This window comes from Psychrobacter sp. CX18 (assembly GCF_057396215.1).
Genome location: NZ_JBXYJH010000003.1, coordinates 373,268 through 389,275, shown reverse-complemented (window position 1 = coordinate 389,275; position 16,008 = coordinate 373,268). Strand labels below are relative to the sequence as shown.

Genomic DNA, 16,008 nt, shown 5'->3' with positions numbered 1-16,008 from the left:
TAAAATACGAACTATATATGCTGAGAATAAAAGGACTAAGTCCTTTTATAGCTAACTTTATTTGTTGTAAAGAAAAGGTTAATTCCTTCTTTATTTTTATAAAGTCTATACATTAAATATTTAATGAGGATTTGTCCAAATGAATAGGAAATAGCTGCACCTACAATGCCATAGGACTTTACCATCAATACTAAAACTGGCAAATATATTGCTAGAACTAAAGCTTGTCTAGCAACTAGTATTTTTTTATAATTACTATAAGATGCTATGGTAATTGCTATTCCAAACATGCAAGATATAAGCATTCCAAACATTAAAATATTTAATACAAAGTAGTCTGTATTAGTAACTGTTAAATTATATATTTTAAATATAAACTTTAATAAAGCATTAAATGCAATTATTTGAAATAATATGAATAATAATATTATCCTAGAATAAGTGGAGTTAATATGTATCAGTTTCTCTTTGTCGTTTTTCTGAATAGCTTTAGAGATACCTGGTAAAAATATACTAAGTATTGATTGAGAGAATAAACTAGTTAGGCTAAGAAGAGTGTAAACGAGAAAATAGCTTGCTAGGCTTTTTTTACCTACAAACGCATTTATAGCAAAACGATCTAATTGAGCGAGTAACACAATAATTATTAAACTAGCTGCTACAAAACTACCTTCAATAAATAATACTTTTTTATTTATAGAGCTATGCTTCTCAACTTTAAAGTGAAGCGTATATAATGTAACAGCTATGACGCCCAACATTAAATAGTATGCATAATAAACATTCTCTAATTTTGAAATATCCATACCCCAATAAAATAAAAAACATATTAGTAGTAGGAAGTTTTTTAGGAAATCATTTACTACTGAGTTTTCTATTTGTTTATGCCTCATAATCAAATAAGAAGCCTTAGTTTGTAGAAAGCTATAAAATGGGATAGTTAAGATTGCAATAAAAAAATAATTAATTTTAAAGTGGTCTTTAAGTAAATATATAGACAGTATATATATAAATGCTAGAAAAGTATTAATAAAGGTAATTTCTCTAATATTAATATTGCCACTATAATAGTTCTGGATTATATAGTTAGCTGAACCCCAGTTACTTAATATCACTCCTAAATTAATAAGGGTCAAAATTAAAGAAAACTCTGCAAAATATTCTGGTCCATATTGACGCGATATAATAATACCAATTAATATAGAACAGAACGCACCCAGAACCTTTAAGGTTAATAAAATTAGGGCTTTAGTCATTTTAAGAACTTAATATTATTGCTCTGTTGCATGCTTTGCTGATATACTCCTAAACATTTATAATAACTATTATTATAAATGTTGACTTTTTTACCTAGTAGAAACCCTCCAACGCCAACATGTAACCGATCTGTATTGATAGTTTCGTACATGTTTATGATTTCTAAGAACTTTTTACCTGAATACATTGAACCATGATAGTCCACTGAGCCATAATACGCAGCTATAGTTGAGACATCATTAATCTTACTTCTTTTTACATCAAGTGAAATATTAGCTTCTTTATCACATCTAAATGCATTTAATTCATTATTTATTTTTGAGTTTATTGTATGATAATTAAATGCCGCTTTTCTTATAGTATTCTTCATACTAATTTTTGTTAACCGACCTTTGTAATTGAGAATTTCATCAGTATTACAATGAAATGCCATATCATCATCAATGTATATTGAAATATCTTTTCTCAAATTTATACAGTAATCATAACTAAATTTTTCTCTACAGAAAATAACAGTTGTATTAGGTAACCGCTGTACTAAATCATCGATACCTCTAATTGAATGGGGTAATATTATTAATTTAGACGTGTTATTTATGATTTCATTTACAGCCGTAGGTGTAGAGTCCCATTCGGGTACTAAGCATCCTCCACCGGAGATTATTACATAATCATTATTTGTTAAATTATTAATTTTAGAAAGATCTAAAATCTTATAGTCTAACCCTACTCTTTTAGCTAGCTGAAAGAAGCCAATGTTTATCAAGGCATCACCCGCATTACCCCCGCTTGGTAGATAAAATACAGTATCTTCAGTTTTAGCCAATTTTTTTAAAATATTTATAACTTTCATAAACTTTACTTTACCTTTTTTATATAAAATTTTAAAGTACTTTAATAGCCCTCTACATAATTTGAAAACTGCTGTTTTAGCCAATAAACATCATTATATTGTGCTTTTTTATCAAATTGTACTAAAGTACTTTCAATTTCGTTCAATCGGAAACTTTGTTCACGAGCTTGCATAATGAGTGGATGCTCGGTCGGCTCAACATTATCATCGCCGATGATCAGCTCTTCGTATAATTTTTCGCCCGGACGAAGACCACTAAATACGATTTCGATATCGCCCTCCGGATGCTGCTCGTCTTTCACCTCATAGCCACTAAGATGTATCATACGACGAGCAAGGTCAACTATCTTCACTGGCTTACCCATATCTAGTACAAACACCTCACCACCTTGCGCCATTGCGCCAGCTTGAATCACTAAATTCGCCGCTTCTGGAATAGTCATGAAGTAGCGCGTCACTTCTGGATGCGTCACCGTGATTGGTCCACCCTTAGCAATTTGTTTGGTAAACAAGGGCACCACAGATCCAGAAGATCCCAGTACATTACCGAAGCGAACCATACTGATGGTCGTACTGTGCTTCTGCTCACTAAACCCTTGACATACCAGCTCTGCCATTCGCTTAGACGCCCCCATGACATTGGTGGGGCGTACTGCCTTATCGGTAGAGATTAATACAAACGTTTCAACATTTGACTCAACTGCCGCTTTGACACAGTGATAAGTGCCTTTAGCATTATTAATAGCCCCTTCAAAGGGATTAAATTCAACAATGGGCACGTGCTTATAGGCTGCCGCATGATACACAGTATGTATGTCATACTGATTAAATACTTTAGCTAACTTATCTTGATTGTTTACGTTCCCCAAAAGGGCGATGATCTCAGTTTGCTCAAGGTAAGTGTGCTGAGCTTGCCAAGCCAGTAAATCTTGATGAATAGCATACAGCGCGTATTCAGACAGCTCATATAGGACCAAGCACTTGGGGCTATTTTTGATAATTTGCCGACATAGCTCACTGCCAATAGAGCCACCCGCACCGGTCACCAGTACATGTTTGTGCTCAATATTTTTTGCCAGTAATCTTTGATCAGGTTCCACCGTTTGACGATCCAGTACATCAAGGATATCTACTCGGCGCATGGTACTGACCGTCACTTTACCTTCAGCGATATCATGCAGGCTAGGCAGTTGCTTGATCTTAAGGGACATCTCTGTTAAACGATCTATTATCTCGCGTCGTCGTTGGCGACTTACGGAGGGCATCGCTAAGAACACTTGAGCCACATCCAGATCTTTTACCAGTGCCTCAATCTTAGTGGAAGGGTAAATTTTCTTATTTAAAATATGTCCACCCGCTAGACGGCTATCATCATCTATAAATGCCACGACTAGATAGCGTGGAGATCCTTGAAGGGTATCTAGTAGAGCAGTGCCAGAACTCCCAGCACCATAGATGATAACTTTATCTCGATCAGAAGTACCGTGACCATCATTATAATAGACAGGCTTGCCTTGAAGACGTAGCAGTAAGTCGCGGAAGAAAAGTCGACTGCCCCAGAGCCATATCAATAACATAAATAAATAGAGCAACGGCACTGAGCGTGGGATACTACTGATGCCATCAAGCAAATAGATCAGAGTAAACAAAACCAAGATAGCCACAAATAGCAACAACACTTTGCGCATATCCGTATCAAAGAATATACGTGTCACCCCGCGATAAAAGCCAATGGCATATAGCCCAATTACGGGTACTAAGCCATATAAACAGACCAACAAAGGACTAGCATTAACATCAAATACCCCTTGACGTAAAGACAGCGCCAAAAATAAACATAATATAGAAATCGTATAATCCACGATTAACAAAATGGCTTGCTTGGCAGGGCGCGGTAGCTCCAATAGCCATTCGGCAACTTTTCTTAGGCCAGTAGTATTACCTATATAACTAAGCTTAGTCATTGAGCGAACGTCTGACTCACGATGATGGGTTTGGCGCCCTTTACTACGGTTACTACCATTACTCATCGTAGTTTTATCATGACGACTTTTATTAGGATCTTGTTGCATTGCTCTATCACTAGTTTGATGTGCCAATCTATGAGATTAACACGTTGTGATTAAAATTTAGTGCTTAACTTATTTGTGCTTAACTTTTTAGTACTTTACTTAATTGAAAGGCATATTTATATGCTACTCTTTGGAGTTATCATACGCATAGTGGTAATGATAACTGTATCGATCCGTGATACCTTGGACGACGTCATTTAATATAATGCCATCGACACGGATGCTGGCTTTATTCAACTGGTTAACCGCATAGGTGACTTGCCCCTCAATAGAGTGGTTATAGCGAGCAACCAGTAATACTTTATCCGCATACTGTGCTGTTATAAGCGCATCAGATACGGCTAATATAGGCGGTGTATCAATTATAATATAGTCATAGATACTGACCAGTTGCAACATCATGGTCGCAAAGTTATCCGTCGACAACAGCGAAGCAGGGTTATTGGGATGCTTACCACGTGGCATAAAGTCAATAAAATCATAGCTGGTCGACTGTATATAGTCGGCAAGATTAGACCCATCTGAGTTCGTTAAGTAGTCACCGAGGCCAGTGTTTTGACTGACGGTAAAGATATGGTGCAACTCACCACGGCGCATATCACCATCAATGATAAGCACCTTTTTATTTAATTGAGAGAGCGTCTCAGCTAAGTTGGACGCGATAAAGGACTTACCAATACTAGGCGACTCACCACTGATGACGATGATTTTTCCTTGTTTTGTTATCTCTTCATCATTGAGCTCACTGACTTTGCGAATGCTCCGGGTCCCCATTAGTGAAGTAATCTTACTGATAGGAGGCATCGAAAACATCAACGCCGTGCGTAAGCTTTTAATCCCTTCATAGCTCAGGCCATCATGCTCGACGGTAGATAATAGACGACGGTTGTTTTTGTTATTATTTTTACTGAGGTTAAATGATGTCTTAGAGCGTGGGATCGTGGCGATAACTGGTACACCCGTTTTGGCTTCCAAACGCTCCGGATCTTTAACCGTATTACGTAGTAAGCTCCTAAGGAATACGAGTAAAGTACCCAGCATGGTACCCAGTAACAGTGCCAATACCCAAATCTGTAACTTCTTCGGTGCAATAGGACGATAAGTATTAATAGGCATATCGACTACCCGTACATAGCCAATCTCGCCAGCATGTGCGATCTTGAGCTGCTCGTAGTTCTTTAACATGGTCAGATAGATTTCTCGATTGATATCCATATCCTGTGACAGCTGTAAGAACTGACGCTGTACTTCAGGCAATCCTGATAAGGTGTTTTTGATCTCTTGACGTCGAGCGTTTAATACTTTGAGTTGATCATTGATCTGAATGACGAGCGGATGCTCTTCGGTATAATACGTTAACAGCTCCGCTTGCTTTAAGTTAAGCTCACTCAGTTGTCGCTCTATTTGCGCGCTTTCATTGAGTAGTATCTCCGACTCTTTACTGACATCGATAGTACCGTACTTTTCACGGAACTTATTAAACGCTTCCTCTGACTGTTCAAGCTTTTGCTTAAGTCTTGGTATTTGTGATTCCATAAACTTAATGGTGGTTGTCGTCTGCTCCGAGCCACGTGCAAGGTTTTGATCAACATACGACTGCACCACATTGGATAATACCCGGCTCACCTGTTTTTGATCGTCGCCAGTGAGCGTCAACTGTACAATTCCAGTTTGTTTACCGCGTTCAGAAACGGATAAATTCTGACTTAGTGCGTCAATGGCAGAAGGAGTAGACAGATTAGTAACATTAATAGAATGGCCAGCGTTGGGCAATGATACCACATGCAACGTAATCTCACCCTCTGGGGTAGCGAGTGTCACGGGTGTGCCTATAGTCCCTCTGTATTGCACGATTTCTTTATCGAGTTCAATGCTGAGATCAAAGCCCGTATCAGTCTTAACTAAGCTAAAGGGTTTACCTTGATAGGCTAATGGTACTTTAAAGTTTGCGATTTGTACTTGCCCGTCTTCGGTGTCTAATACCACCCCTTGATCAGTACTCGTTTGAGTCGGTACACGTGACTGAGCGATACGATCTAACGCCCCTATAGCAGGATCACTCACTCGAATATCCAAATGTAGCTGCTGAACCACTGGCTCAAGTACCATACGCGATTTGATTAACTCACGTTCCGTTTCTGCAGGACTGGTGCTTTCACCGACCAGTTCAGAGATATTACTACCAAGCGCTGCGATACCCGAAGACTTATCATCGATTTGGATCAACGCATCTGTCTTATAAGTGGGCTGCACAAATCGGCTATAGGTGAAACCCAACACTAAACCAATCAATGCACAAGCCAGAATCGTCTTCCAGCCATTTAAGAGGGTCAACAATAGCGCAATCAGGTCGATTTCATCGTCCTGAGGATTGGCGGTATTGGTCGCAGGGTTTGGCACTGTTTTACTCATATGGTTTCGCTATATCTAAATCAAGGGTTATATCAAGTGTGACAATTATACTAGATCAGACGGCTCAATGTTTGCACGCCGTTTGCAGTTGGTTTGCAAGTGGTTTGGCCGTCGTATGTAGAGCAAGACATCCTACACCAGTTTGTCTTGCCAATCGTCAATACTATTAACGATGTCGTTATAAGCCGTCTCAAACGCTGAGATCTCATGCTTATAGGGATCAGCAATATCTTTATCTCGCCAATGACCCATCTTAAACGTCTTACCACGACAAAACGGCCAGCGATCTTCGATCCATTTGGTTTGACTGTCTGACATCGTAAAGATCAGATCTGCTTTGCGTACCAAGTCATCATCGATTTGCTTAGCAACATGGTCGCCGATGTCAATCTCATTGTGCTCTGCCATAAGCTTAATAGAGGCAGGGTCTGCAGCATGTCCTACCAAGGCGCCCACACCAGCAGAGTCAATATGCTTATTGGGGAAGCGCTGTTTTAATAACGCTTCTGCCATGGGACTACGACAGATATTGCCGATACAAACTACCAATATATTGTCAAATGCCATAGGGTATCACTCAAAATATTAAAACAAATAAAAATATAAAACTTATAAAAAACTAGATTTTGGTGGTTCAGGCGACTAGGGATTATTTATGAAGCCTCTGGAACTACTGTACAGCAAGCGAATAAATGATACCCAGTCGCCACAAATTCTAACTATGCACAAGTCCCAAAATTATAAAAATACTACAAAACGCTAAACCAGTCTAAACGGCTCTAACCATCTACAGAGTCGCTAACTGACGGATGGCAGTTGAAGACGGTAAGATCGAGTTGATAAATCGAGACCAGCGCGTTAAGCCAGTCGGATCGACATAGACGATATCATTAGGCTGCATCTCAAAGCGATTGGCCAACGCCAAGTTAGTCACCGTTTGTAGATTGACATAATAGATGTCGGTATAAGACGCTTGTCCATGATCGCGTACCACATAAACTTTCGCCGCATTGGCAGTGAGAGAATTAAGACCTTTCGACTCACCGATCACTTGCGACAAGCTAATGCCCTGCTCAGGGATCTCTAAAGGCTTCACTTCACCAAACTCCCCTAACACATAGACCTTATTGCGATCTTGACTGTTGACATGCAGGGTATCGCCATCCTGTAGATAGATCTGGCTGGCTGAGATGCCCCGATCTTGTAAGTCCCGCAATCCTAGCTCGTATCGCACCCCATTACGCAGCAGTACCACACTATTTGAGTCGCCTTCAGGTGTGGCACCGCCCGCCATCGAGATAGCACTATAAATAGAGACGGGGGCATCCGCGATATTAAACTCGCCGGGTTGCCGCACTTCGCCATCGATAAAGAATTTACTGCCTCGGAAATTAACGATCTTCACCTGAGGATCAGGATACTTTAAATAACGCTGTAGTTGACTGCGCAAGCTTGCCGTAAATTGGCTGACGGTTAAGCCACTAGCTTTAACGCGCCCGACCAATGGAAACTGGATATAGCCTTGTTGATCGACAGGGTAGCCTGATGCGTAGGGGTTAGAGGTATTAACCGATGTCGTATTAGGAGGCGTAATTTCTGGATAGCTAATCAGGTTTATATTTAGGATATCACTGGTTGAGATACGATATTCAGAACCGCGTGGGTTTCTTAACAGCTCATGTACCCGCGCATTTTTTAAGCCATTGCGTGAGGCATAAGTAGGGGAGGGCGGTAAATTGGCCATGCTCAACGGCTGGATATTAAACTGCATGCCGTTTTCTGCAATAAACGCACCTTGAGGCGGCAATTCACCTGACTGTAAGCCTGAATTGACGGTCGCACAACCCGTCGTTACTGCAATCAGTACGGCTAGGGTGGTGTTGGCGAGCATTGATTTAGAATGTTTTAAAACAGTCATGTGTACCTATCTACCTTTTGTGGATCTAGTCTAATATGTCGCTGTCGTCTATTTAATTATTAATTCAATTATTTATTCAATTGTTTATTTAATTATTAATTTAATGGGCTATTTAGTCGCTTATTTAACTATCTGCTGAACTATCTTCTGTTCTGTCTGTCAAATTGGCTAATGATCGCTTTAACAGTCTAATAAATAACCCATTTTTAAAACTTAAGGAGTCTACCGCCTAATTATGAAGCTTTTGAGTCAATATTAAAAATTTCGTTATTTTAGCATTAAATAAACTCAAGTACCCAATAAAATTCTGCCTTTGCCTTGTGTGTCAGTTTGCGTGATCATGAAGACACTAACCATAGTAGGTGCAAGCATTTGAAAACTTTAAAAATACTGCATTCAGCATATTAAGTCAGTGCTTAGTGCTAATGTATAATCAATGTCGTGTCGTGAGCATCAGAATAAGTTGAGAACGGGATTTTAAATATATATTATAAGAGTAGGGAATTAAAGTATAGGGCTAAATGTGAGAGGACAGATATATTTCGTGCAGTGTCAGCCCTTAATTAACAAGACTTTTAGACGATGAATTTAAGAAATCTTAACAATGAAAGTAACTTAGCAATGAAGGGAGGCATTACTACTAAGGCTTTTAAAGTTATTTAAAGTCATAAAAAGATTTGAATATTTAACAAAATTATTAAAAGGGGTTATAAAACAATTATTTAAAGAATTTAAGCTTAAACATTACCACCATTCAGGGTCATTTTCATTAGGGTTATTTAGATTTGTCATATCATCGTCTGAACGGACGCCCTGATTAAAATGTTGGGAGCTATTGCCAGACTTATTCAGCTTGCGCGCCGTGATCGCCTCAATTGTCACCCTGTCTTCTGGCACTTCACTGATAAAACGTGACACCTTATCAAAGTAACCGGCAAAGCTCGAAAAGTAATCAGGGGCAGTCAAATACAAATGCGTTTTGGCACGGCTGCACGCCACATAAAACAGTTTACGCTCTTCTTCTAGCGCTTCAAACTCATGCACTGAGCGATGATGAGGCATGAGCCCATCGACCAATGCATTGACAAACACGACTGGCCATTCGAGTCCTTTGGCACTATGGATGGTCGATAGCGTCACCGCATCTTGATCATGTTGATCGGGCTTATTCAATACTGCCACTGAGTCATTGGGGGGATCTAACGCTAGATTTTCTAAAAACGACGTTAAGCTGCTGTGCTCTTGCGCTAAGTTTTTCAGCACTCGGAAGTCCTCTGCCCGCTCTCGCCAGTTTTCCTCAACTGTTTTAAGGATCGGTATATAAAACTCAATCAAGGTATCGAGCGTATCGGCAACGGTTGCGTGTTGCTCCGCTTTTATAAGCACATGGTATAGCTCAGTCACCTGTTCTTTATTTTTACTGAGTTTTGGGTCAAGCAATGCCTGTAGCGACTCCTCTATGGGCGACTTACCGTCATGATTAATGGCTTGTGTAATCTTAGAGGCCGTGACCTCACCCACGCCCCTAAATAGGGTAAGAATACGATGCCAAGCAATTGAGTCATTGGGGTTATACAGTATTTTCACCAAGGCCAAGACGTCTTTAATATGACGCTTTTCAATAAACTTAATACCCCCAACCACGATAAACGGAATCTGACGCTCCATAAACTCAAGCTGGATATGGTTGGACTGATATGAGGTACGGCTTAAGATGGCAAAGTCGTTATAGTCAAGCTCCGGCTTGAGCTCGACTATTTTATTGGCGATGTACTTCGCCTCTTCCGCCTCATGACTACGTCGACATAATACCGGTTTATGACCCGCAACCGTCAGATCTGAAAACAACTGCTTTTGGTAGCCCAGTGTGATTTGTTCAGACAACGCATTGACATAATTGAGTATTGCAGGCGTACTACGGTAATTTTGCTCAAGTTTGATCAGCTTGGCATCGGGATAACTGTCGCCAAATAACAATATATTTTCATAATTGGCCCCGCGAAACGCATAAATACTCTGATTGTCATCACCCACCACCATTAGCGACACAGTGTCCGGCTGACAGATATAGTCGATCAATTGCTTTTGCGGATAATTGGTATCTTGGTATTCATCCACCATCACATGACGGTAGGTCTGTTGGATCAGCTGACGGAAGGGGGTATTGTTTTTTAAGTGATTGACCACTTGGCTAATGATGTCATCGAAGTCATACAGATGATTGGCACGTTTATAGTGATGGTATGCTTTGGCGAGTTGCTCAATCTCAGGAATATGAATCGCTAGGTCGGGGGAGTCATTTTCAATAAGATCCCGTAGCGGAATACGGCGATTGCGCGAGGTCGAAAATAAGTTTTGCAAGGTTTTTTTACGGGGGAAGGCTTGTTGAATGTTGTTGCGGGCATAGCCTTTTTCTTTCACGATAAGATCAATGGCATCTTCACTGTCACCAGTGTCCAATATGGTAAATCTTGGATTGACACCCAATAGACCCGAGTAACGGCGCAGCAGCATATGACAAAAGGAGTGAAACGTGCCACTGGTAATGGCATTAAGATCCACATCGTGGCGACTGTCTCTTTGTTGACCCACTAAGCTGTCTGCCAATAGCGTCTTAACCCGACCCTTTATTTCATTAGCCGCTTTACGGGTAAAGGTCAGTAGCAAGATACTGTTTGGCGCAGCGCCATTTTCAATAAGATAGCTGGTACGGTAAGTCAACGTCTTGGTTTTACCCGAGCCCGCTCCGGCAATGACCAATACCTTACCGCTTACCGTTGTTGCTGCCAATAGTTGGCTTGGATTGAGCTCGCCAGCATAGTCCACCGTGCTGTGCTGCAGGACTGTATTGTTGTCGGCTAAGGTTTTATTAAATAGTTGATTGTTAGACGCGGATAGGGGCTCTTTTGCTGATGTTGAGGCTTTTGTTTTTGACGCCTTTTTAGATGATGCTTTTGCAGAATTTGTTGAAGATGAAGACTTTTCTGTTTTTTCTGCTGTTTTTTCTGCTGTTTTTTCTGCTTTTTCAGAAGCGTCTGCTACCTGTTCTAAAATTGAAGTGGGCGTAATAAGATTCGCCTCTAAACGCGCAATAGACTGGCCCAAGCGCTTCATCTTGACCCGAATCTCATCGTCAAGTCGCGGATAGCTATAATCTTGGGTCTCAAATAAAGTATCAGTCATAATAGTTTTTCATATCAATCAGTCATATCAGTCAGGCAAAGCAGGATTAAAGAAGAGTGTTAAAAAAGAGATTAAAAAAGACATTATAGAAGGTATTTTGATAGATTAGTAGGTTGAATAAGCTTGGCAAAGATAGATGATTTTACAGAATATAATACCTCACTCTCAACTTAATAACTGAATTATCAGTAGCACTTTTACTGCACCTTTTGAAAGATACTGAAAAGGGTGGCAAGCCCCCCTTTTTCAAAGGGGGATTTAGGGGGATTTTTACCGAAAATCCATCCCCAACGCACTGTAGGCTGGTGCTTTTAGCCCAGCATATTAAGACCTTTAATCAATAATGCTGGGCTAAAGCCACAGCCTACGTCAAGAGTTAAGAACGAGGTTATAAAAGAATATGATTTAAACAGGCATAGGCGGACTGAGGATTATTTATGAAACGTCTGGCTCAACCTCTCAGACAGTGTCATTAAATCAGTACCTGCCGCCATAAAAGAATTACTTAAACCGGTATAGGCGGACTGGGGATTATTTATTAAATGTCTGGCTTTACCTCTCAGACAGTGTCAATAAATGATTACCAGCCGCCGTAAATTATAATGCTGGTTACCTACTATCACTAATATTATCACTTAATTTTCCAATAACGACACATCACCCATCACTACTCAAACTTTCTAAACAATAAAATATATGGCACGACTAACACGTACATCACCACACTATAAATGGCCGCTGGAAGTGCAAAGGCAGGCAGAACGGTGTCGATGCTGTCTATGGACACTGCCAATAGACCCGAAAGTGCCAAGGCCATCGTGCTGTTTTGAATACCTACTTCTATCCCAATGGTTTTTGCATCACGCCAAGACAAACCAAACAGTTTCGGTAGTCCAATACCGATGGTGAATAGAGACAAAATCAAGGTAGTAATCATGATGATCATCTTACCCGTATCATCGAGCAGTACCTCGTAATTACTTAGGATTGCTAAGATCACTAACACCACAAACAGCACCAACGCCACTTTCATAAATTTATCACGGTGTTTATCAGTAAAAGTTTTGGCCTTTTCATTGACCAATATACCTAGACCAACAGGCAAGGCAGTGATTAAAAACATCTTAAGCCCCATACTCAGCATACTCACTTGCCCAGATTCTGCGCCCAAATAATAGCGATAAGCAAGGGTTGTAAAAATGGGTACCGTCACAATGGAGACCAAGCTCATTACCGAGGTCAGCGCTACCGATAAGGCCAAATTACCATTCACCAATTTACTAAGCACATTACTGGTGACACCGCCTGGGCAAAAGCTCAGTAACATAAAGCCAAACGCAAAGACAGGATCGGGTTTGAGAAGTAAGATCAGGAACAGAGTAACTAACGGTAAGATAATTAATTGAGAGATAAAACCAATGAAGAAGGGCTTAGGTGCTTTAAGGACATATTTAATATCCGTCAGTTGCATCGAAAGTCCCAATGCAAACATAATAAAGCCTAACACCAGTGGCAATAATGCCACAGAAAGAGTATCCATACTTAAATCCATTTAGGTATATTCATTTGAGGATATGGTAAAGCGATCTCCAGTATAAGTAATACAGACCTATGAAACAAGGCTTAACCATCAGTAACATAAGTAGATAAGGCGGGTGAACACTTGTTTTTAAATGATTTTTTGAAAGGGTGCTTGTTTCTAGATAGTTTGTAAATGGTTTATAGACAGTTTTTAGACACAGTTTATTTTTATAGCCAAACGATCGTTATCGTATTTAGAATATGTCGCGTACTCTTTAGCGACACGAAACCCATGGCTTATGCGTTGACTTATGTTAATCAGGTCATAATTATCATCTAACCTGTCTTGATTTCGCCTTTATTTAGCTTGTAAATATTAATTTAGCTTGTAAATATTAGGCTTGTAGAAACTGCTTTAAGAGACTCGCAAAGCGAATAGGGGCATCCATTGGTATCGCATGTCCAGATTCTGGTACTTCAATCACTTTAGCGGTAGGCAGGATAGAGGCTAGCTTACGTTGCCAGACGGGGTCGTAAAGTTTGGACTGACCGCCAATTAATAAGGTGATGGGCGTCTCGTTATTGGGGAGGGCATTGCGGTAATCATAGGGCAACTCTAGATAAGCCTGTAGTCCGCGTAGCTTCTGCTGCCAAGTAGGGTGTTGGTACAACGCTAGCTTATGTGCAGGAAAGTAACCCGTACCTGTGATCAATAAGCGGGATGGCAACCGATCGACGGACATCAATGAAAATGCGGTTTCCATCTCAGTAATCTGACGCTTAAGAGGATAGGGCAGGTGCGAGAACTCAGAAACGTTTAGCGCATCAAGGTACGGCAGAGCAGCTTGCAGTACCTCCCTAAATTGCTCAAATATCTGGTCCTGTTTGTCACCAAATACCCCGCCTTGCCAATCGGGTTGATTGTGCACGATCGGAGACTGGTCAATATTTAAATAGCGGGCTATTTTTGAGTGAGTTATTTTTGAATGAACTGATTTTGAATGGGTTGTTTTTGAATGAGCTGGTTTTGAAGCATCACGACTATCTTGCGTATCACAATAGCGATTAAAATGCGCCCATACCACCAACGCCCCCATCGAGATAGCGGCAACATCCACCGCTTCTGTCTGATGTCTGTCGCAGATATGGCTCAATAGCACCTCGACATCATCAGCATACTGCTCAATAAAGTCAAACTCAGTCGACGGCGTATCAGCTGCCAAGCCAAAACCACGAAAATGCGGTAAATAAAACCGATACTGCGACACCAATGGCAAAATAAAGGGCAGGAACTGCCGAGCATCCATACCAAAGGCATGTAGTAACAATACAGGGGTGACAGGCTGACCTTGATCATCCCCCTCTTTAGGGCCTATAACGGTAACAGGAATCTTAAACCCATCATAGCTGACGATATAGTGCAACTCAGGATTATAGGGCTGCCATAGTGTCGTGGCTTTGCTAATCGGTTTAAGCTTGCGCGTCACATTAGCTGCTAGCTTACGAGTTAGCTGATTTGACAGCTTATTATTTCGCTTATTGTTTAAGTCAGGCTTTGATGAGTCAAACATAAGGGGTCTAGCCAAATTAAGACGTTGGCGTGTTCGGAGAGTCAATGCACTCGACCACATTAAGATCAAAGCCGGATAGCGCATTGAACTTAAGCGGTGTCGATAGCAAGCGCATGTCACGTACGCCTAAGTGACGTAAAATTTGAGCACCGACCCCAATACTGCGGTATGGCTGATTGGAGAGTGTCGATAGCGATTGGTTGTTATAAGCACGCTCAAGTACGTCGCCTAGATCGACAGGCTGATTGCTGCCGATCCATACCAGTACGCCACGTTCAGATTGGCTAATTTCTGCCAAGGCGCTTTGCACACTCCAACCACTGCGACCGGTCTCATCTCGTTTGGCGGCAAATAAATCACGCAGGGGATGGAAGCCATGCACCCGTACCGTGCTAACGCCTTCGCTTGGATCACCTTTTACCAACGCCAAATGGGTCTCGCTAGCGCCATACTCTTTAAATTGATACAACATAAAGGTGCCAAAATCGGTCTCGATAGGGCGATGACTGACCTCATTGACCGTTTTTTCATTGGCAATGCGGTAGTTAATCAAGTCGGCAATCGTACCTATTTTGAGGTCATGCTCAGCGGCGAATTTTTCTAAATCGTCGCGGCGTGCCATGGTACCGTCAGGATTGATAATTTCAACGATGACGGCGGCAGGTTCAAGTCCTGCTAAGCGTGCCAAATCGCAACCAGCTTCAGTATGCCCTGCACGGTGTAGTACCCCGCCTTTTTGCGCCATAATCGGGAAAATATGACCAGGCTGTACGATGTCTTCCGCTTTTGCAGTGGCAGACACCGCGGCTTGTACCGTACGTGCACGATCGGCGGCAGAAATACCGGTCGTTACGCCTTCTGCGGCCTCGATTGAGACTGTAAAATTGGTACTAAATTTGGCCTGATTGCGGTCACTCATAAGCGGCAATTCAAGACGGCGACAGCGATCTTCAGTCAGCGTCAAGCAGACCAATCCACGCGCATGAGTAATCATAAAGTTAATGGCTTCACTATTCACATGAGTCGCTGCCATAATAAGATCGCCTTCATTCTCACGATCTTCATCATCCATCAATATCACCATCTTACCGGCGCGGATGTCTTCAATGATGTCTGTAATATTATTTAGTGCCATAGGGGGTCATCTCTTTTATTATGTAACTTATATTGTTTAATACCAATTTATTTAATCACTATTTATTTAATCACTATTTATTTAAT

10 protein-coding genes are annotated in these 16,008 nt (G+C 41.0%); all 10 read right to left on the bottom strand.

The genetic code is table 11. The features are described from left to right. Positions 1-35: 35 nt before the first annotated feature. The 10 genes from AC2SLT_RS03710 to ribBA all read right to left on the bottom strand — a co-directional run bounded on the left by AC2SLT_RS03710 (position 36) and on the right by ribBA (position 15,922). Positions 36-1,256 carry an MATE family efflux transporter gene (locus AC2SLT_RS03710; RefSeq protein WP_486546244.1) on the bottom strand — a complete coding sequence of 407 codons (1,221 nt, stop codon included), beginning with the start codon at positions 1,254-1,256 and terminating at the stop codon, positions 36-38. Then, on the bottom strand, positions 1,253-2,110 hold the full coding sequence (locus AC2SLT_RS03705; protein ID WP_486546242.1) for a polysaccharide pyruvyl transferase family protein: 858 nt from the start codon (positions 2,108-2,110) through the stop codon (positions 1,253-1,255). Before AC2SLT_RS03705 ends, AC2SLT_RS03710 begins: the two co-directional genes overlap by 4 nt. A 41-nt stretch (positions 2,111-2,151) precedes the next feature. Next, on the bottom strand, positions 2,152-4,074 hold the full coding sequence (locus tag AC2SLT_RS03700) for a polysaccharide biosynthesis protein (protein WP_486546335.1): 1,923 nt from the start codon (positions 4,072-4,074) through the stop codon (positions 2,152-2,154). A 231-nt stretch (positions 4,075-4,305) separates the two neighbouring features. Further along, the gene (locus AC2SLT_RS03695; RefSeq protein ID WP_486546240.1) at positions 4,306-6,594 is read right to left on the bottom strand and encodes a polysaccharide biosynthesis tyrosine autokinase; all 2,289 of its coding nucleotides are present in this window, start codon (positions 6,592-6,594) and stop codon (positions 4,306-4,308) included. Positions 6,595-6,726: 132 nt separating this feature from the next. Next, positions 6,727-7,161: a low molecular weight protein-tyrosine-phosphatase gene (locus AC2SLT_RS03690; protein ID WP_486546238.1), complete on the bottom strand. Its 435-nt coding sequence runs from the start codon at positions 7,159-7,161 to the stop codon at positions 6,727-6,729. A gap of 220 nt (positions 7,162-7,381) precedes the next feature. After that, on the bottom strand, positions 7,382-8,512 hold the full coding sequence (locus AC2SLT_RS03685) for a polysaccharide biosynthesis/export family protein (protein ID WP_486546236.1): 1,131 nt from the start codon (positions 8,510-8,512) through the stop codon (positions 7,382-7,384). Positions 8,513-9,256: 744 nt separating this feature from the next. Continuing rightward, positions 9,257-11,695, bottom strand: coding sequence for an ATP-dependent helicase (locus tag AC2SLT_RS03680; protein ID WP_486546234.1), 2,439 nt, complete (start codon positions 11,693-11,695; stop codon positions 9,257-9,259). 667 nt (positions 11,696-12,362) lie between these two features. Further along, the gene (locus tag AC2SLT_RS03675) at positions 12,363-13,235 is read right to left on the bottom strand and encodes a bile acid:sodium symporter family protein (RefSeq protein WP_486546233.1); all 873 of its coding nucleotides are present in this window, start codon (positions 13,233-13,235) and stop codon (positions 12,363-12,365) included. A gap of 376 nt (positions 13,236-13,611) precedes the next feature. Further along, positions 13,612-14,787, bottom strand: coding sequence for an alpha/beta fold hydrolase (locus AC2SLT_RS03670; protein ID WP_486546232.1), 1,176 nt, complete (start codon positions 14,785-14,787; stop codon positions 13,612-13,614). 16 nt (positions 14,788-14,803) lie between these two features. Continuing rightward, positions 14,804-15,922: a bifunctional 3,4-dihydroxy-2-butanone-4-phosphate synthase/GTP cyclohydrolase II gene (gene ribBA / locus AC2SLT_RS03665; protein WP_486546230.1), complete on the bottom strand. Its 1,119-nt coding sequence runs from the start codon at positions 15,920-15,922 to the stop codon at positions 14,804-14,806. Positions 15,923-16,008 lie beyond the last annotated feature (86 nt).

Bases quoted from the DNA above. Each gene is read 5' to 3' on its own strand.
- AC2SLT_RS03690 (WP_486546238.1), bottom strand. From the start codon at position 7,161: ATGGCATTTGACAATATATTGGTAGTTTGTATCGGCAATATCTGTCGT.
- AC2SLT_RS03685 (WP_486546236.1), bottom strand. From the start codon at position 8,512: ATGACTGTTTTAAAACATTCTAAATCAATGCTCGCCAACACCACCCTA.
- AC2SLT_RS03695 (WP_486546240.1), bottom strand. From the start codon at position 6,594: ATGAGTAAAACAGTGCCAAACCCTGCGACCAATACCGCCAATCCTCAG.
- AC2SLT_RS03680 (WP_486546234.1), bottom strand. From the start codon at position 11,695: ATGACTGATACTTTATTTGAGACCCAAGATTATAGCTATCCGCGACTT.
- AC2SLT_RS03700 (WP_486546335.1), bottom strand. From the start codon at position 4,074: ATGACTAAGCTTAGTTATATAGGTAATACTACTGGCCTAAGAAAAGTT.
- AC2SLT_RS03705 (WP_486546242.1), bottom strand. From the start codon at position 2,110: ATGAAAGTTATAAATATTTTAAAAAAATTGGCTAAAACTGAAGATACT.
- AC2SLT_RS03670 (WP_486546232.1), bottom strand. From the start codon at position 14,787: ATGTTTGACTCATCAAAGCCTGACTTAAACAATAAGCGAAATAATAAG.
- AC2SLT_RS03710 (WP_486546244.1), bottom strand. From the start codon at position 1,256: ATGACTAAAGCCCTAATTTTATTAACCTTAAAGGTTCTGGGTGCGTTC.
- ribBA (WP_486546230.1), bottom strand. From the start codon at position 15,922: ATGGCACTAAATAATATTACAGACATCATTGAAGACATCCGCGCCGGT.
- AC2SLT_RS03675 (WP_486546233.1), bottom strand. From the start codon at position 13,235: ATGGATACTCTTTCTGTGGCATTATTGCCACTGGTGTTAGGCTTTATT.